General features: G+C 38.4%; 20 protein-coding genes. 19 read left to right on the top strand and 1 reads right to left on the bottom strand.

The features are described from left to right. Window positions 1–19 precede the first annotated feature (19 nt). Complete coding sequence (locus tag A8L44_RS13815; protein ID WP_066107416.1) at window positions 20–697, top strand: zinc metallopeptidase; 678 nt, start codon at window positions 20–22, stop codon at window positions 695–697. Between the two features lie 45 nt (window positions 698–742). On the opposite strand, the gene A8L44_RS13810 is transcribed toward A8L44_RS13815, so the two are convergent. Continuing rightward, on the bottom strand, window positions 743–1,615 hold the full coding sequence (locus tag A8L44_RS13810) for a YitT family protein (RefSeq protein WP_066107413.1): 873 nt from the start codon (window positions 1,613–1,615) through the stop codon (window positions 743–745). Window positions 1,616–1,760: 145 nt separating this feature from the next. On the opposite strand from A8L44_RS13810, the gene A8L44_RS13805 reads away from it, so the two are divergent. The 18 genes from A8L44_RS13805 to A8L44_RS13720 all read left to right on the top strand — a co-directional run bounded on the left by A8L44_RS13805 (window position 1,761) and on the right by A8L44_RS13720 (window position 18,171). Next, entirely contained in the window at window positions 1,761–2,093 is a 333-nt protein-coding gene (locus A8L44_RS13805) for a nucleotide pyrophosphohydrolase (RefSeq protein WP_066107409.1), read from the top strand. Window positions 2,094–2,096: 3 nt separating this feature from the next. Continuing rightward, the gene (gene dapB / locus A8L44_RS13800) at window positions 2,097–2,891 is read left to right on the top strand and encodes a 4-hydroxy-tetrahydrodipicolinate reductase (RefSeq protein WP_066107408.1); all 795 of its coding nucleotides are present in this window, start codon (window positions 2,097–2,099) and stop codon (window positions 2,889–2,891) included. A 13-nt stretch (window positions 2,892–2,904) separates the two neighbouring features. Then, window positions 2,905–3,309, top strand: a complete 405-nt coding sequence (gene mgsA / locus A8L44_RS13795) for a methylglyoxal synthase (protein WP_066107405.1) — start codon at window positions 2,905–2,907, stop codon at window positions 3,307–3,309. Window positions 3,310–3,319: 10 nt separating this feature from the next. Further along, window positions 3,320–4,027, top strand: a complete 708-nt coding sequence (gene bshB1, locus A8L44_RS13790; protein ID WP_066107402.1) for a bacillithiol biosynthesis deacetylase BshB1 — start codon at window positions 3,320–3,322, stop codon at window positions 4,025–4,027. Next, window positions 4,024–5,175 (top strand): N-acetyl-alpha-D-glucosaminyl L-malate synthase BshA, encoded by a 1,152-nt coding sequence (gene bshA, locus A8L44_RS13785; RefSeq protein WP_066107399.1) that lies wholly within the window; start codon window positions 4,024–4,026, stop codon window positions 5,173–5,175. The genes bshB1 and bshA overlap by 4 nt, the downstream gene beginning before the upstream one ends. After that, on the top strand, window positions 5,172–6,356 hold the full coding sequence (locus A8L44_RS13780; RefSeq protein ID WP_066107396.1) for a CCA tRNA nucleotidyltransferase: 1,185 nt from the start codon (window positions 5,172–5,174) through the stop codon (window positions 6,354–6,356). Before bshA ends, A8L44_RS13780 begins: the two co-directional genes overlap by 4 nt. Next, the gene (locus A8L44_RS13775; protein WP_066107394.1) at window positions 6,329–7,321 is read left to right on the top strand and encodes a biotin--[acetyl-CoA-carboxylase] ligase; all 993 of its coding nucleotides are present in this window, start codon (window positions 6,329–6,331) and stop codon (window positions 7,319–7,321) included. The genes A8L44_RS13780 and A8L44_RS13775 overlap by 28 nt, the downstream gene beginning before the upstream one ends. Before the next feature lie 291 nt (window positions 7,322–7,612). After that, a complete protein-coding gene (panB, locus tag A8L44_RS13770; RefSeq protein WP_066107390.1) occupies window positions 7,613–8,449 on the top strand; it encodes a 3-methyl-2-oxobutanoate hydroxymethyltransferase in 837 nt (278 codons plus the stop codon). Next, on the top strand, window positions 8,446–9,288 hold the full coding sequence (panC, locus tag A8L44_RS13765) for a pantoate--beta-alanine ligase (RefSeq protein ID WP_066107388.1): 843 nt from the start codon (window positions 8,446–8,448) through the stop codon (window positions 9,286–9,288). The genes panB and panC overlap by 4 nt, the downstream gene beginning before the upstream one ends. A gap of 20 nt (window positions 9,289–9,308) precedes the next feature. Further along, window positions 9,309–9,692, top strand: coding sequence for an aspartate 1-decarboxylase (panD, locus tag A8L44_RS13760; RefSeq protein ID WP_066107385.1), 384 nt, complete (start codon window positions 9,309–9,311; stop codon window positions 9,690–9,692). A gap of 260 nt (window positions 9,693–9,952) precedes the next feature. Next, window positions 9,953–12,556, top strand: a complete 2,604-nt coding sequence (locus tag A8L44_RS13755; protein WP_066107383.1) for an exonuclease domain-containing protein — start codon at window positions 9,953–9,955, stop codon at window positions 12,554–12,556. 101 nt (window positions 12,557–12,657) lie between these two features. Then, a complete protein-coding gene (locus A8L44_RS13750; RefSeq protein ID WP_066107380.1) occupies window positions 12,658–12,828 on the top strand; it encodes a YpmA family protein in 171 nt (56 codons plus the stop codon). A gap of 17 nt (window positions 12,829–12,845) precedes the next feature. Then, a complete protein-coding gene (locus A8L44_RS13745) occupies window positions 12,846–13,322 on the top strand; it encodes a cell wall elongation regulator TseB-like domain-containing protein (RefSeq protein WP_066107378.1) in 477 nt (158 codons plus the stop codon). A gap of 17 nt (window positions 13,323–13,339) precedes the next feature. Next, window positions 13,340–14,536: a pyridoxal phosphate-dependent aminotransferase gene (locus A8L44_RS13740; protein ID WP_066107373.1), complete on the top strand. Its 1,197-nt coding sequence runs from the start codon at window positions 13,340–13,342 to the stop codon at window positions 14,534–14,536. A gap of 312 nt (window positions 14,537–14,848) precedes the next feature. After that, window positions 14,849–16,141 carry an asparagine--tRNA ligase gene (asnS, locus tag A8L44_RS13735; RefSeq protein ID WP_066107371.1) on the top strand — a complete coding sequence of 431 codons (1,293 nt, stop codon included), beginning with the start codon at window positions 14,849–14,851 and terminating at the stop codon, window positions 16,139–16,141. Between the two features lie 100 nt (window positions 16,142–16,241). Continuing rightward, window positions 16,242–16,928 carry a DnaD domain-containing protein gene (locus A8L44_RS13730; protein ID WP_066107369.1) on the top strand — a complete coding sequence of 229 codons (687 nt, stop codon included), beginning with the start codon at window positions 16,242–16,244 and terminating at the stop codon, window positions 16,926–16,928. 83 nt (window positions 16,929–17,011) lie between these two features. Next, on the top strand, window positions 17,012–17,671 hold the full coding sequence (nth, locus tag A8L44_RS13725) for an endonuclease III (RefSeq protein ID WP_066107366.1): 660 nt from the start codon (window positions 17,012–17,014) through the stop codon (window positions 17,669–17,671). Further along, window positions 17,668–18,171, top strand: coding sequence for a YpoC family protein (locus tag A8L44_RS13720; RefSeq protein ID WP_066107363.1), 504 nt, complete (start codon window positions 17,668–17,670; stop codon window positions 18,169–18,171). The genes nth and A8L44_RS13720 overlap by 4 nt, the downstream gene beginning before the upstream one ends. Window positions 18,172–18,205 lie beyond the last annotated feature (34 nt).

Here is an 18,205-nt window from a genome sequence, read left to right as displayed (position 1 = left end):
AATGAAATGGAGGATATAAATGAGCTTTTTAATTTATTTTATACTGCTTTTAATTATCCCAATTTATGCACAAATGAAAGTTCAAAGGGCTTACAAGAAATATTCACAGGTTCCTGCATCGAATGGTTACACGGGTGCGGAAGTTGCCCGTAAGTTGTTGGACGAAAATGGTTTGTACAATATACGAGTAGAAGAAACACATGGAGTATTAAGTGACCACTATGATCCTACAAATAAAGTGGTAAGATTATCATCAAGTAACTATCATGGTCATTCACTCGCCGGCACCGCTGTCGCAGCTCATGAGGTTGGCCATGCCATTCAGGATAAAGAAGATTATTCCTTTATGAGAATCCGTCATAAGCTAGTACCAGTTGCTAATATCGGTTCTAACTTTTCCTGGATTTTAATTTTAGCTGGGCTGTTGCTTGGCAGCTTAAATCTAGCATGGCTGGGAGTATTGTTTATGGGGGCAGCCGTGTTATTCCAATTCGTTACACTGCCGGTTGAATTCAATGCTTCTAACCGTGCTATGAAACAGGTTGTTGCTTTAGGTGTAATCAGGGCTGATGAAGAAAAAGAAACGAAAAAAGTCTTAGATGCCGCAGCCTTAACATATGTTGCAGCTGCAGCAGTTGCTGTACTTGAATTGTTACGATTTGTATTTATGCTAACCGGCATGAATGGTGAAGATTAATAAGAGAAACCCCCTTCGTATATGAAGGGGGTTTTCCTATATTGCTTATTTTTCAAGCGGATTTTTATTTTCATCCAACGTAAATCCTTCACCAAGTACATCATGTACGACAGATACGGAAACAAATGCATGTGGATCAATGGATGTAATAATGCTCTTAAGGCGTACAATTTCATTGCTGCCTACAACGCAATAAATCACATCGCGCTCCTGTTTGGTATATGAGCCAACCCCTTTGAGTAATGTAACACCGCGTTCCATTTGTTGATTAATCTTTTCAGCTATCACGGAATTGGAGTTGCTTATGATCATCACACCACGGGCTGCATATGCACCCTCTTGGATAAAGTCAATTACACGGCTGCCAATATAAACGAGGACAAGTGTATACATGGCTTGTTTATATTCCAAATACGTTACGAGTGATAAAACGATAACGCAGAAGTCAAACATAAACATGGTTTTTCCCATGCTCCAGCCTTTATATTTGAACATGAGCCGTGCGATGATGTCGACTCCGCCAGTCGTTCCGCCGTAACGGAAAATAATTCCTAAACCGACACCAATGCACACACCTGCAAATAAAGCCGCGAGCATTAGGTCATCCTTTAAAGGAATATGTATTTGATATTTTTCGAAAATCGCAATAAATACAGATACAGCGATGGTACCGATAAGTGTATACAAAAAGGTTTTTTTGCCCAACAGTTTATATCCTACAAAGAAAAGAGGTATATTTAATAAAATATTGGTAATCGAAGGGCTAATACCAGTTAAGTTATAAATTAAAAGGGTAATCCCTGTAAATCCCCCTTCACCTAATGCGTTTTGCATATTAAAATGAACAAGGCCAAAAGACATTATTGCAGCCCCTAATAATATCAGTATGACGTTTTTAAGCTTTAAGTTGAAAAACACATTCTAACCCCTTTCTTGCTAACTCAATTATTATTATAGTGTACAATTGAGGAAAAATAATGAATGATATCCTTTTGCATTCTATCATATTTATTGTTCGATAACTAAGAAATACGCTAACATTAAGAGAAAAGGGTGTAACTGTATGGAACATAAGAAAACAATCGCTGACTTACAGCAGGAAGTAGATCAATACATAGGGCAATTTAAAGAGGGATACTTCAGTCCGCTTGCCATGACAGCGAGACTTACTGAAGAGCTTGGAGAATTGGCGAGAGAGATTAACCATTATTATGGTGAAAAACCCAAAAAAGAATCTGAAACAGAAAAAGCAATTGAAGAAGAATTAGGAGATGTTTTATTTGTGCTAATTTGTATGGCCAATTCGCTGAATATTGATTTACAGGATGCACATGACAGGGTGATGGAGAAATTCAATTCCAGGGACAAAGACCGTTGGACAAGAAAGGAAGAATGATTGATGATTAATGTCATAATTGCAGGGCCGCGAGGTAAAATGGGGAAAGCAGCAGTAAATTTAGTGATGAATACAGAACATTTTCATTTAGTAGCTGTATTGGATCATAAGAATGATGGGTTGAAATTAAGTGAAATAGATGGATTTACCGGTATAGATGTTCCAATTTATACAGATCATGAAAAATGTTTCTCTGAAGTTAAAGCGGATGTACTGATTGATTTGACCACTCCGGAGTCTGGAAGAATCCATACATTATCAGCATTATCACACCATATCCGTCCGGTTGTTGGAACGACCGGCTTTTCAGATGAAGATTTAAATGAAATCAAAAGAATTTCAAAAGAAAACGGAATTGGGTGTATTATTGCACCGAATTTTGCTGTTGGTGCTGTGTTAATGATGAAATTTGCCAAGCAGGCAGCTAAATATTTTCCGGATGTCGAAATTATTGAATTGCATCACGATCAAAAACTTGATGCTCCTTCAGGAACAGCTATAAAAACAGCACAATTAATTTCTGAAGAAAGACAAATAAAAAAACAGGGACATTTAAATGAAAAAGAAACAATAAAAGGTGCACGTGGTGCAGACTATGAAGGAATGAGAATACATAGTGTACGCTTACCTGGACTTGTTGCGCATCAACAGGTCATGTTCGGCGGAGAAGGTCAGACATTTACTCTAAGACATGATTCATATGATCGAAACTCTTTTATGAGCGGAGTTAAATTGTCGGTGGAAACCGTCATGAATATAGAAGAATTAGTATATGGATTAGAAAATATTATTGATTAAGGAGCACTGTTCCATGAAAATCGCATTGATTGCACATGACAAAAAGAAAGACGACATGATTCGATTTACGCTTGCGTATAAACATATCCTAAAAGAGCATCAGCTTTTTGCTACCGGTACAACGGGAAAGCGAATACAGGATGAAGCAGGCCTGTCAGTTCATCGTTATCAGTCCGGACCACTCGGGGGAGATCAACAAATTGGGGCGATGGTTGCAGTAAATGATATTGATATTATTATTTTCTTCAGAGATCCATTGACTGCGCAGCCGCATGAACCGGATGTGTCCGCTTTAATGCGTTTGGCTGATGTTTATTCCATTCCATTGGCAACTAATATGGGAACGGCTGAAATGTTAATACATGGTTTAGAACGTGGAGACCTTAAATGGAGAAATATTGTTAGGGAAAAGGAGTAATATGCCCACAATGAAGACAGACATACTATGTTTTGGCGCCCATTCCGATGATGTGGAAATCGGAATGGGGGGTACAATAGCAAAATATACAGAATTAGGCCATTCCGTTGTCATCTGTGACTTAACCGAGGCGGAGCTTTCATCGAATGGTACTCCCACAAACAGATTGAAGGAAGCCAAACAGGCAGCTGCTATCTTAGGTGTAAAGGAACGCTTGAATTTAAATATGGGAGATCGGCAATTATATCCCACACCTGAAAACATCTCAAAGATTGTTTCTGTTATAAGAACATACAAGCCTGAAATCATCTTTGTACCCGCTGTTCCTGACCGTCATCCGGATCATGGACATTGTGCAGCTTTGGTCGAAGAGGCTGTCTTTTCAGCTGGTATTAGGAAATATGAGGATGAAAGTAAGCTGGAGGCCCATAAGCCGAAGCATGTTTTTTATTACATGATCAATAGCTTTCATCCGCCCGATTTTTGTGTGGATATCAGCAGCTATTTTCATTGTAAATTATCCAGTTTAAAAAGCTATTCCTCTCAATTTATTAAAACGGATGATGGGGTTGTGACCCCTCTTACAGAAGGATATCTCGAAGCAATCGAAGGCAGAGAGCGGGCATATGGAAGAGAGGCAGGCGTGTTATTTGCAGAAGGATTTAGAACGAAAAAACCTCTTTTACTTGATCAAGATTTGTTAGGTGGAAAGAAATGAAAAAGTTAAAAATTGGAATTGTTTGTTATCCTACTGTCGGCGGATCAGGGATTGTTGCGACCGAATTAGGAATTAAGCTGGCGGAGAAGGGACATGAGATTCATTTTATAACATCCAGTGTACCGTTCCGCTTAAAAAAGCGATACTCAAATATATATTTTCACCAGGTTGAAGTTAATCAATATGCCGTTTTTCAATATCCTCCATATACCTTGTCATTGGCCAGCAAGATAGCCGAGGTGGTCAAAATGGAAGAGCTTGATATCATTCATGCCCATTATGCGATGCCGCATGCCGTTTGCGGAATTTTGGCCAAGCAAATGACCTCCTCTGGCCTAAAGGTAGTAACGACTCTCCATGGTACGGATATTACGATACTAGGGTATGATTCTTCTCTGCAGGACATGATTAAGTTCGCTATTGAAAAATCCGATGCGGTTACGGCCGTGTCTCATGAACTTGTTAAAGAGACATATGAATTAATTCAACCGGATCAAGAAATCCAAACAATTTATAATTTTATCGATTATCCGGCGCCTGAACCGGATGCTGGTAATGTGGCTAATTTAAAAGCAGAGCTCGGAATTAAAGAAGATGAAAAAATTGTCATTCACGTCTCGAATTTTCGGAAGGTGAAGCGTGTACCTGATATCATTGACACTTTTGGAGCCGTGGCAGACAAAATACCGAGTAAACTTTTATTGGTAGGCGACGGACCGGAAATGTCTTTTGTAAGTAAAAAAATTAAAGCAATGGGCTTACAGGAGAAAATAATTCTGTTAGGAAAACAGGAAAATCTACAGGAGCTCTATTCCATTAGTGATGTATGTGTCCTTATGTCAGAAAAAGAAAGTTTTGGGTTAGTACTTCTTGAGGCGATGATCTATGGCGTTCCATGTCTTGGAACCAAAATTGGGGGAATTCCTGAGGTTATTGAAGATGGGATTAACGGATACACCATCGAGCTAGGAGATATCGAAGATGCCTCTATGCGATTGTTGGAATTGCTTGAAAATGATTCGCTGAGAATAAATATGGGTAATAACGCTATTCATAAAATTAAAGATCATTTTCAAACCGAACATATCGTGAATCAATATGAGGACTTGTATTATTCATTATTGAAAAATGGGGAGAAGGATGAATGAACCAGGAATTTATCAGAGCGCGTCCTGTTTTGGATCAGTTAACGGCGAAGGGCTATGAAGCCTATTTTGTTGGTGGAGCCGTTAGGGATACTTTAATGGGGAAGGAAATTGATGATGTGGATATTGCTACCTCCGCCACTCCCGAGCAAGTAAAGGAAATTTTCACCCATACAGTAGACGTTGGTATTGATCATGGAACTGTATTAGTGCTTTATAAAGGAGACTCGTTTGAGATCACGACATTTAGAACAGAATCTGCATATAAAGATTATCGACGGCCAGATTCAGTCATCTTTGTAACCTCTTTGCATGAGGATTTAAAGAGAAGAGATTTTACGATGAATGCAATTGCCATGGACCAGGATGGAAAATTGTATGATCCATTTGATGGAGAAAAAGCTATACATACAAAGGTAATCGAGACGGTTGGTCCGGCGGATGAACGATTTAGTGAGGATGCGCTAAGGATTCTTCGTGCTGTTCGATTTGTAAGCCAGCTAGGGTTTACATTGCATGAAAATACACGATCGGCATTACGGAAAAATGCCGATTTACTCTTACATATAGCACAGGAACGGAAAACAGCTGAGTTTCAAAAAATGGTTCTTGGGCAATATCCAGAAAAAGGGTTAAAAATTGCTGCAGACGAAGGTTTGCTAGCCTATTTTCCGGGTTTTGGTCAATTTGCGGCTCATATAGAGCAGTTTCTTGCACTGCCCTTAAACCGTTGTGAATCATTTGAAGAATGGATGGCTTTGATTGCCCTCTTTAATGGTCAGGATCAATCCCTATACAGTCACTGGAAGCTTTCTTCAAGTCAAATGAAAAAAATAGGTCTGTTGATCCGTGAAACGAAGAAAAGAGAGAGTTCCTCATTTACTCCCTATACCATTTATCAGCTTGGCCTTGAAAACACCCTGAGCGTGGAAAGGGTTTGGTCAGTATATCATCATGCGGACCCAGACTACGACGCAATCACTGATCTGCATGCTCGTATGCCAATTCATAAGGAAACTGTTATAGAGGTTTCCGGAAACGACCTGATGAAATGGGCTGATAAACCAGGTGGACCGTGGATTAAGGAGCTTATGCATGAAGTGATTAACGGAATTCTGGATCATAAGGTCCCGAATAAAAAGGAGTTAATTAAACAATGGCTCATTCAAGAGAACAAACTTTAAAGCATGAGATTGCCAAAGCATTTGCGAAAGCTGGAGAGGATTATATATCAGGACAGGCATTAGCTGATTTAGTTGGCTGTTCAAGAGTGGCGATATGGAAGCATATTGACCAGCTGCGTCAGGAAGGCTACGAAATTGAGGCTGTAAAGAAAAAGGGGTATCGGCTCTTGAAAAAATTAGATTCTCTAAGGGCCACTGATATTCTAATGGGGTTACAGACTGAATTTGTAGGACAATCTATATATTCTTATGATACAGTCTCATCCACTCAAGTTGTTGCCAGAGAACTTGCGGGAAGCGGAGCTAAAGATGGTACAGCTGTGATTAGTGATGAACAAACGGAAGGTACAGGGCGATTAAAAAGAAAGTGGCATTCTCCTTCAAATGGAGGGATCTGGTTAAGTATGATTATGAGACCTGATATTCCTCCCTACCATGCCCCTCAGCTCACGTTGTTAACAGCTGTAGCTGTTGTTCAGACACTAAACAAATTTGGTGTGAATGCAGGAATCAAATGGCCAAATGATGTGTTGGTAGAAGGAAGGAAGATTGCGGGAATACTAACAGAGCTTCATGCGGAGTCCGATCAAATTCATCATGTGATTATCGGCATTGGCATGAATATAAACCAGCCCCTTGAATCGTTTCCTGATGAGTTAAAAGAGATCGCTACTTCTGTCTTAATCGAGAAGAAACAAAGAGTAGATCGATCTGAATTTTTACAAAGCTTTTTTAAGAATTTTGAAGATATATATCTACTTTATTTAGAAAAAGGTTTTGAACCAATAAAACAGCTTTGGGAAAAGCTTACCATTACCATTGGGAAGAAGGTCACCGTCCAAAGCCTGCGAGGATCTTTAACTGGCTTGGCAACCGGAATTAATGATGATGGTGTATTGATTATCATGGATGATGAGCAAAAAAGCCATTTGGTTTATTCCGGAGATATAACTGTGCATCAATAATGGACAATATTAAGCGGTTGTTTTTAAAAAAAGAAATTAATTGAAAATGAGTTAATATATGGCATATAAAAATGACTGAATGTTATAATTCATAGAAGGGCGGGAGCGGAAACGACCTGCACCTTGTATAGTAGTCATTTTAAATAGATTTATAATTCTGCCTGTATCCAAGAAAGGACCGGGACAGAGGGATAAAAGCTATTATGCCAATCCATCCTTCTGTAATTAGAAGGATTTTTTATTTGGTAAATAGGTTTTTCTCTCCTCGGAATGAAAAGGAGGAAAGAAAAAATGAAATTTGCTGTGGATTTTTTGAAACTAAAAGAAAACAGAGAAAAAATTTCAATGCTGACTGCGTATGATTATCCATCTGCTAAACTGGCAGAACAAGCGGGGGTCGATATGATTCTTGTAGGTGACTCTCTTGGAATGGTTATTTTAGGATATGATTCTACTGTTCCTGTCACTATCGAGGATATGATTCATCATACGAAGGCTGTTAAAAGAGGCGCACCTAACACATTTATCGTGACGGATCTGCCGTTTTTGACGTATCACACAACAAATGAGGAAGCGTTAAAAAATGCTGCAAGACTTATGCAGGAGGCAGGGGCTGATGCGGTCAAAATGGAGGGTGCCGGAGATGTTATTAGCAAAATAAAAGCGATGACAGATGCAGGTATACCGGTAGTAGCGCATTTAGGCTTAACACCGCAATCAGTTGGTGTACTTGGAGGTTATAAAGTCCAGGGTAAAACAAGTGAGGCGGCAATTAAACTTTTGGAGGATGCGAAAAAGTGTGAAGAAGCCGGGGCAATGGCCGTTGTGCTCGAATGTGTACCTTATCAGGTCGCTGAACATATATCGAATGAACTAATAATCCCAACAATCGGGATTGGTGCTGGTAACGGTACGGATGGTCAGGTTCTCGTTTATCATGATGTTTTATTATATGGTGTAGGCAGAGTGGCCAAGTTTGTTAAATCCTATGCTAATTTAAATGATGTGATTGGCTATGCTTTGTCTGAGCATATAAAAGAAGTGAAATCGGGAATTTTTCCGGATCGTGATCACTCATTCACGATGAAGGAAGAAGAACTAGCCTCATTGTATGGAGGAGAAAAATGAAGATTATCAGCCAGATAAATGAACTGCGTGAAGTACTTGATTTAGAGAGGGAAAAGAAACATTCCATCGGATTTGTCCCAACTATGGGATATTTGCATGAAGGACATCTATCACTTATTCAAGAAGCAAGAGAGAAAAATCATGTGGTAGTTATCAGTATATTTGTAAATCCGCTTCAATTTGGTCCTAATGAGGATTTTGATAAATATCCACGCGATATGGAACGGGATGAAGAGCTGGCACGAAATGCAGGGGTGGATTATTTATTTTATCCAACAGTTCAGGAAATGTATGGGGATAAGCAAACCCTGACGGTAAAAGTGCATGAGCGCACCGATGTACTTTGCGGAAAATCCAGACCGGGTCATTTTGATGGAGTGGCGACTGTTTTGACAAAATTGTTCACTATTGTCCATCCGACCCGAACTTATTTTGGACTGAAGGATGCTCAACAGGTTGCTGTAGTAGAAGGGATTATCCATGACTTTAATTTCCCGATTGAACTGGTTGGTGTTGAGATTAAGCGTGAAGAGGATGGTCTTGCATTAAGCTCCAGAAACATTAATTTAACAGAGCAGGAAAGAGAAGAAGCTCCATTTATCTATAAAAGTCTTTGCAAAGTGAAAGCTCAGCTGCAAAAAGGTGCCAGTCCCGCGGAAGCGCTTGAAAAGGGGAAAGAGTATTTGCAATCCCATATCAATGGTCAAATCGATTATTTTGAAGGATTATCCTATCCGGACTTGAGTGAGATTACAGAGTATGATCAAAAGATAATCTTTGCAGTGGCGGTTCAATATACGTCTGTTCGTTTAATCGACAACATTATCATAAATTTATAGTCATACAAGGGGGTAAGATTATGTTTCGCAATATGATGAAAGCAAAGCTTCACAGAGCAACAGTTACTGAGGCAAACTTAAACTATGTAGGCAGTATTACAATTGATGAAGATTTATTAGATGCGGTAGATATGCTTCCAAATGAGAAAGTTCAGATTGTAAATAATAATAATGGTGCACGTTTTGAAACATATATCATTCCCGGTAAGAGAGGAAGTGGTGTAATCTGCCTAAATGGAGCTGCTGCCCGTCTAGTTCAGGAAGGTGATAAAATAATCATTATATCCTATGGATTAATAGAAGAAGCTTATGTAAGAAGCCATCGGCCTAAAGTGGCTGTTCTTGATGAGTATAATACAATTGTTGAAATGCTTGGAGCCGAACCAGAGGCAACGATCATTTAATGACTTTGTTAATGAACAAACGCTGATCCCCTTAAATCTTTAAGGGAACCAGCGTTTGTTTTTTATTAACCAATAGTCTTCATTCTTCTTTGATTAATAAGGCTGGTTTTGATATAACAGTAGATAATGGGTAACGATAAATGATATGAAGAGTGTATGATAGGGGACCCAAAAAATAAAATGGAAAATAAGGTGCCATTGTGAATTTTTCCATCAGCTAAACAGAAGCAAGTTAGAGAAGAAGTGAGCAGGTGTTAAATATGAAAAGTAAGTATGTAGTAATCGACTTGGAGACTACAGGTAATAACCCTAAAAATGGTGATCGCATCATTCAAATTGCGGCTAACGTCATTGAAAATGGTGAAATCACATACCAATATTCATCTTACATAAATCCAGGGAGGTCCATCCCTCTATTCATACAGGAATTAACCGGTATTACGGATGCAGACGTGGAGAATGCACCGACATTTAAAGAGTTGGCACCCTACATTATTGGTGTATTGGATGAGGCTGTTTTTGTTGCTCATAACGTATTATTCGATTTGACATTTTTACAGGCTGAATTGGAACGTGTAGGGTATGAGCGTTTTCTTGGATATACCGTAGATACGGTGGAACTAGCAAAAATCGTCAATCCTGGAATGTCGAGTTTTAAACTAGAGGAGTTAGGAAAAGCCTATGGCTTTCTTCATGAGCGGCCACATCAAGCAGACAGTGATGCTTATGTAACGGCTCTTTTGTTTATCGAGTTTTACAAACAATTAAAGAAATTGCCGAAACCTACCATTAAATCATTATACAGATTATCATTTTTATTAAAAAGCGAGCTTAAAGAATTATTGGCTGAGATATTAAATGAATATTCAACGATGAGTGAGCCATGGAGACCAGATCTAGATATTTATCGTGGTATCGCAATTGTTAGGCAGAAATCAATTGAAAGCCTAACACAACAGGAGAATGAAAAAAAACATATTTCTCTTGATGAATCAGCGTTACATAACATATTAAAGAAGAGCTTTAAGAGTCATAACGTTAGTTTAGTAGAAGATGGGACACGGGATTTTACCGGACATATAAAAGCCTTTTATGAATATGCCAATGAAAATCATGTACAGGTAACCATAGCTGCCCATACTAAACATACAGCTGAACAGTTAATGGGTATTTTTCAGAGGGATTATTCTTCTAAAATGATTCAAAATCAAGTTAGCATATTGCATTCTAAGGAGCAGTATTTAAGTTTGCCGAAGTTCGAGCAATCGATGCGGGAAAAACAACAAAATTACGAAAGTACAATCGCAAAAATGCAAATATTAGTCTGGTTAACCATGACAAATACAGGCTGTTTGGAAGAGCTTAATTTATCCTCGGGGGGAAGAGAATATTGGAAGGAAGTAGCCCACCATGCCCATTTGCATCCACGCTTGCTTAAGCCGTGGACGGAACGGGACTTCTATTCGAGACAGATGCTGGCTGCTAAGCAGGCAAAGATTATTCTTAGTACTCATGACAGTCTAATTTCGGATATTCAAACAGGGGATTTCTTAAGCGAGTGCCCTAATATAGTACTTGAGGAAGCTAATTATTTTCCATCCTCTGTTGAAAGCGGATTAACGAAAGAGCTGAGCTATGTAGAAGTGAGGAATCTCTTGAATAAAATTGGAACTTTGGATAATCGGCAATTACTGAGATCTGTCATATTACTTTTAAAGGAAAAAACAACCGGTCCATATAATGAAAATCAACTGGCTGTTTTATTGGAAGAAATCGCATGCAGTGTGGAGAGTTTTTTTGAGGCATTGTTCACATATGGAATGAAAAGCAAAAAGGATATGGACGGACCTAGAGTGCAATGTAAGCTTGATTTTTCTGAGCTGGAGAATAAAAAATACATGGATCAATTATTAAAAGAAGCCAATGATCTGTATGACTCTCTCGGTTTATTAGTAGTACAATTTCAACAGATCCTTGGTGAGTTGAACCAAGTACCAATTGAAAAATTAAAGCGAAGTCAATTTAACATTATTGATGAATTAACAAAATTATCGGGGGAAATAAATTTAATCCGAGTTACTTTAAATAGGTTTTTTAAGAGTCTGGATACAAATGATGAGGTTTGGGCGAGTTGGAATGTAAAGGGAAATAGAAATTCAGTCCAAATATATGCCCAGCCCTTATCGGTCTCAAAATGGGTTAATCGAAACTTATTAAAGCCGGATAGCCATATTTTATTTATTTCAGATGTCTTGACGGTAGGTGGATCCTTCCATTTTATTTCACAACAATTAGGTGTTCAGGAAAACAAGTTGAGTAGCCTGGTGATCCCCCCGGTAAAAGAGCAATATTTAACGATATTGACTCCATTGAAGGAAAAGTCGGGATATACGCTGATTAATTTTGTGAAAAAGCAACAAAAGCCCTTAATCCTTCTTTTTCAATCACAAGAATCATTAAAAACAATATATAATGATATGAAGGGATTAGCAGAATTTACGCACATACAGTTGCAGGCTCAGGGACTATCCTCCGGTTCTGCCATGAAAATGCTGCGAAATCATCTTGCTGTTGACCAATCAATTCTCTTAATGAATTACACTGGCTGGGATCAGGTTTGGCATACTTATAATGGCCGATCAATGATTTTAATGGTTGAGCCTCCAGTCGAAATGAACAGCACGATTCCAGATGAGGATTTAATACCTGAGTTAATCATTAATTTAAGAAGCTTGCTTAATACTTCTCCGAATTATAAAAAAGACAGCAAATGGGTCTTGATCGAGAATGATTTGATTCGGAGTGATAGAAGTATGTTTGAACATGGTCTAAATTACGTAAAGCCAATATACAGGAATATGTAAGGAATTTAATGTTTGGCTCGCTTTTTTAGTAAAGTAAAGCTATTTGCAATTTTATTTTGGTATAATGTGTACGAGAGCGCTACGTTTTGGGAGGACTTACAATGGAGAGTAAGGTAGAGCTATTATCAAGTGTTAAATTGACATACACGAATGATTTATATAAAATCGTTGATTCTTTAAATAAAACGTTGAAAAAAGAGAATTTAATGTTTGGCTTGGCATTAGATAAACAAGATCAACAAACAGCTGTTTTTTCAATATACCGTACATAACTTGAAAGGAAATAGATATGAAAAAAGTAATTTGGAGCATAGTGATTATTATCCTGATTGGCAGTGGCTTTTTTATTCAGGCTATCTATGCTGGTGACAGCACCAGGAAAGACGCTGAAAAGAGTGCAGAAGATATTGCCAGAGAAACAGCTGGAATGACAGAAGTGGATGATTTCTATTTATATAATGGAAATGAGACATGGAGTGTAATAACTGGCAAAACAGCAGATGGCAAAAAAATCGGTGTTTGGGTGCCGGATGATAAGAAAAAGAAAAGCCAGATTATTGCCCTCTCAGAAGGTATTAGTAAAAATAAAGCCATTGCAATCGTGAAAGAAAAAAAGAATGTGAAGAAGATTGTGTCTGCCCATTTGGGAATGGAAAATAATCAACCCTTATGGGAAGTAACCTATAAAAATAATAAAGACCTTTATGGGTATTATTACCTGAATTTCAAAACAGGCAATTTAATACGTAATTACGATAATCTGTAGGATGGAGATGGAACCGGATGAAATTAGCAAAAAGAGTATCAGCATTAACACCATCATCAACACTAGCAATAACAGCCAAAGCAAAAGAGCTTAAAGCCCAAGGTCTGGACATTATTGGACTTGGAGCAGGAGAACCAGATTTCAATACTCCAGCTAACATACTCGAAGCAGCGCAAAAGTCCATGCGGGATGGCCACACAAAATATACACCTTCTGCTGGATTGCAATCCCTGCGCAAGGTTGTCGCAGATAAACTGCAAAAAGATCAAGGACTAACATACAGTAACGGCCAAATTTTTATCGCTTCAGGTGCCAAGCACGCTTTATATACACTTTTTCAGGCAATTTTGGATGAAGAGGATGAAGTGCTGATTCCTACTCCATATTGGGTAAGCTATCCGGAACAAGTTAAATTGGCAGATGGAGTGCCTGTTTATATTGAAGGTAAAGAAGAAAATCAATTTAAGGTAACGCCTTTACAGATTGAAAAAGCAATTACTGAAAAAACGAGAGCGCTTATTATCAATTCACCAAGCAATCCTACCGGTATGATATACACAGCTGAAGAATTACAGGCGATTGGTGAGGTATGTTTAAAACATGATATTATTATAGTTTCAGATGAAATTTATGAGAAATTGGTCTACCACAACCATGAACATGTATCGATAGCAGAGCTTTCCGAAGAGCTTAAGCAGCAAACAATCGTCATTAACGGTGTTTCCAAATCCCATTCTATGACAGGATGGAGAATTGGTTATGCGGCAGGTGACCAAGCGTTAATTAAAGCAATGACGAACTTGGCAAGCCACAGTACGTCCAATCCGACAACGACCGCACAATATGCAACAATTGAAGCCTATACAGGACCGCAAGATCAAGTTAAAATTATGCGAAGTGCGTTTGAACAAAGATTGGATGCTATTTACGATCAATTGCTTGAGATACCGGGATTGACTTGTCTGAAACCTCAGGGGGCATTCTACCTGTTCCCAAATGTCTCAAAAACGGCAGAGATGTGTGGATTTAACAGTGTAGATGATTTTGTAGAAGATCTATTGGAAAATGCTCTGGTAGCCGTAGTTCCCGGTTCTGGCTTTGGTGCACCTGATAATATACGCTTATCGTATGCTATATCGTTAGAAGCACTTCAAGAAGCTGTTAAGCGTATAAAGGAATATGTGATAAATAAATCAGCAACAAAGGCTGAATAAATAGGATTCACAGGGAGACGGTAAACGAAACGACCCCTTAAGGAAAATTCCTGGATGATCTTAAAGGGGTTTTTTGAGTGAATGGTATTAATTTAAGCCGCTTCATTACCTTACTGACTGATGGTAAATGAGGGGGTTAAGGATTAATTTAAAAAACGAGCAAGCGAGAATGGATGTTTTCTGCAAAGGATCGATGAAATAATGGATTATTTCATGTACAGGTGAAATTTTGTATTTGCTTGTCCATTTTGGTACTTGTATAATGAATAGGGTACATAACCTGGTTTTGTTTAAGCTTTGGAGGGAAAAAATGTGAAATGTACAATTAATGAAGTATATAAATATGTTAATGAAGAAGTTAAGATAGGTGCTTGGATTGCCAATAAACGTTCTTCAGGAAAAATTGCTTTCTTGCAGCTGCGCGATGGTACAGGCTTTATTCAAGGCGTAGTTGTCAAAGCAGAGGTTGATGAAGAATTATTCAATACCGCTAAGAAGATTACTCAGGAAACGTCCGTATGGGTGAAAGGTATTGTTCAGGAGGATGAGCGTTCCCCATTTGGTTACGAACTACTTGTAACAGGACTTGAAGTAATTGCAGAAGCAGTTGACTATCCGATTACACCGAAACAGCATGGCACTGAGTTCCTTATGGATCACAGACATTTATGGCTTCGTTCAAAGCGCCAGCATGCTGTCATGAAAATTCGTAATGAGATCATTCGTGCTACGTATGAATTCTTTAATAAAGAGGGCTTTGTAAAAGTTGACCCGCCGATTCTTACAGGAAGTGCTCCAGAGGGTACTTCAGAATTGTTCGCAACGAAATACTTTGATGAAGATGCTTATCTATCTCAAAGTGGACAATTATATATGGAAGCGGCAGCAATGGCACTTGGGAAAGTATTCTCCTTCGGTCCAACATTCCGTGCTGAGAAATCCAAAACGCGACGTCATTTAATCGAATTCTGGATGATTGAACCAGAGATGGCATTTGTTGAGTTCAATGAGAACTTAGAAGTTCAAGAGCAATATGTTTCCTATATCGTTCAATCTGTACTGGAAAATTGTGTGATTGAGCTGAAAACGCTAGGAAGAGATACTTCCAAATTAGAAAATATCAAAGCACCATTCCCTAGAATTACCTATGATGATGCAATTAAATTCTTGCATGAGAAGGGATTTGATGATATCGAGTGGGGCGATGATTTCGGTGCTCCTCACGAAACAGCAATTGCAGAAAGCTATGATAAGCCTGTGTTTATCACCCATTATCCTACAGGAATTAAGCCGTTCTACATGCAGCCTGCTCCTGACCGTGATGATGTTGTCTTATGTGCAGATTTAATTGCACCGGAAGGCTATGGTGAAATCATTGGTGGATCAGAACGTATCCACGATATGGATCTATTAAAAGCAAGACTTGATGAACATAATTTAAGTATGGATGCTTACAAATGGTATTATGAATTACGTCAATATGGTTCCGTTCCTCATTCTGGCTTCGGTCTTGGGCTAGAGAGAACGGTTGCTTGGATAAGCGGTGTGGAACATGTTCGTGAAACGATTCCATTCCCTCGTCTTTTAAATCGTCTATATCCTTAATAGTCAAATAAAACCTGGCAATTTATTTTATTGTCAGGTTTTATTTTTCCGTACTTCAAAATCAGCATACATGGTATACTAAAAGGTGAGGTGTCGAATTATGACTATAAAAAATCTGTCGAATTGGATTAAGCAGGCGAATGTTGTCATACCCTCTTATTTGTTAAGCAGTTACAAAGAGATGGGATTAAATGAACAAGAGATGATGCTTTTACTACATGTTGAAAACTTTTCGATGAACGGGAATTCATTTCCCACTCCTGCTGAAATCTCTTCTGTAATGAACCTCACTGAAATGGACTGTACTAACCTGCTCAGAAAACTGGTTCAGCATGGTTTCTTAGATATTACAGAGGATGAAAAACCAGGTTATGAGAGCTATTCAATCAAGCCATTATTTGAAAAATTGGCCTATCATTATTTAAAAGAAGCTAAGCAAACCGACTTTGAAGAGAAAGTAATTAAGAGTGAATCCTTATATACCGTATTTGAAAAGGAATTTGGCCGGCCCTTATCACCCTTTGAGGGTGAAACATTAACGATGTGGCTGGATGAGGATCAGCATTCACCTGATTTGGTTAAGGCTGCTCTTAAAGAAGCCGTTATCTCCGGAAAGCTCAGTTTCAGATATATAGATCGTATTTTGTTCGATTGGAAGAAACACAGTATCAAAACGTTGGAACAAGCCAAGGCGTATAGTGAACGCTTCAGAAGCTACACGAAAAAAAGTCCTGCTAAAACTGTTCCCGTTGCTAAAGAGTTGCCATTATATAATTGGCTAGAATAGACTTTAATCGATAGACCAGGATAGATCCTTTTATCCGGTCTTTTTATTCGCGAAAAATAAAGAATAAAGGGAGGGGGATTTAGATGCTTACCAATACACAAATTCGTTATTGTCTCGACGAAATGGCAAGAATGTTTCCTGAGGCCCATTGCGAATTAAATCATTCCAATCCATTCGAATTAACCGTGGCGGTAGTATTATCGGCACAATGTACGGATGCTTTGGTGAATAAAGTAACGAAAAATCTCTTTCAAAAATATAAAAAACCAGAGGATTTCCTTTCTGTACCGCTTAGTGAATTGGAAAATGATATTCGTTCAATTGGTTTATACAGAAATAAAGCGAAAAATATTCAGAAGTTATCGCAGATTATTCTGGAAAAATACAATGGGGTAGTTCCGAATGACCGGGATTTATTAGTTGAGCTTCCCGGAGTAGGGAGAAAGACAGCGAATGTGGTTGTTTCAGTAGCGTATGGAACACCTGCAATCGCTGTGGATACACACGTGGAGAGAGTAAGTAAAAGGCTTGGTATATGCAGGTGGAAGGACTCCGTCTTAGAGGTTGAAAAAACGCTGATGAGAAGAATCCCAGAGGAAGAATGGTCGATTACCCATCACCGATTAATTTTCTTTGGTAGATACCATTGCAAAGCTCAATCGCCAAAATGTGAGGAGTGTCCTATGCTTCTACTGTGCCGTGAAGGGAAAAAAAGAATGAAAGCAGCAGGAAAAGGAAAATGAATATTCCAGAATTAAATCTTGAACCTTTTAATTTTGAGTACAATCAACTTGATAAAAATGATTTTTTGAGATGGAATAAAGATATTTTTAATCTTGGTTTTCCATATGATTATTATTATTATAAAGGCAATGATCTGTACAGGCCCTGGGAGGATTTCTCTGTTATAAGGGAGCAGCTGACGAATGAATGGGCGGAAATCGTTCGACAGTTGGAAATAATGTTCGCTAACAGAGAAAAGCAGGAAATTAAACCATATATGTTAAAAGGAATTGTACTATATGTTTCGTTTATGTATTGGTCGAATCAAGTACCTGTAAATTTATGCGGCTTCCCTGCATGTCTAAAGGAATTAAAGGGGAAACCGGTTAATGTGGAAGAGCGTTTGCCCTTTATATTGGCAAGGCCATACTTTTACCCAAGCTTTATGCAATTAAAAAGCCTAATGGAAGAGCAAATCAAGATTGCGGCCAAAATGGCAGCTTTAAATAAGTATACATGAAGGAGAATGAAAAAAGAGATCGGACTATTAAGTC

The organism is Bacillus sp. FJAT-27986 (assembly GCF_001685035.1).
GTDB lineage: Bacteria > Bacillota > Bacilli > Bacillales > Pradoshiaceae > Pradoshia.
Note: the sequence above shows the minus strand (reverse complement) of the source record. Positions and strands in the feature narration are given on the sequence as shown.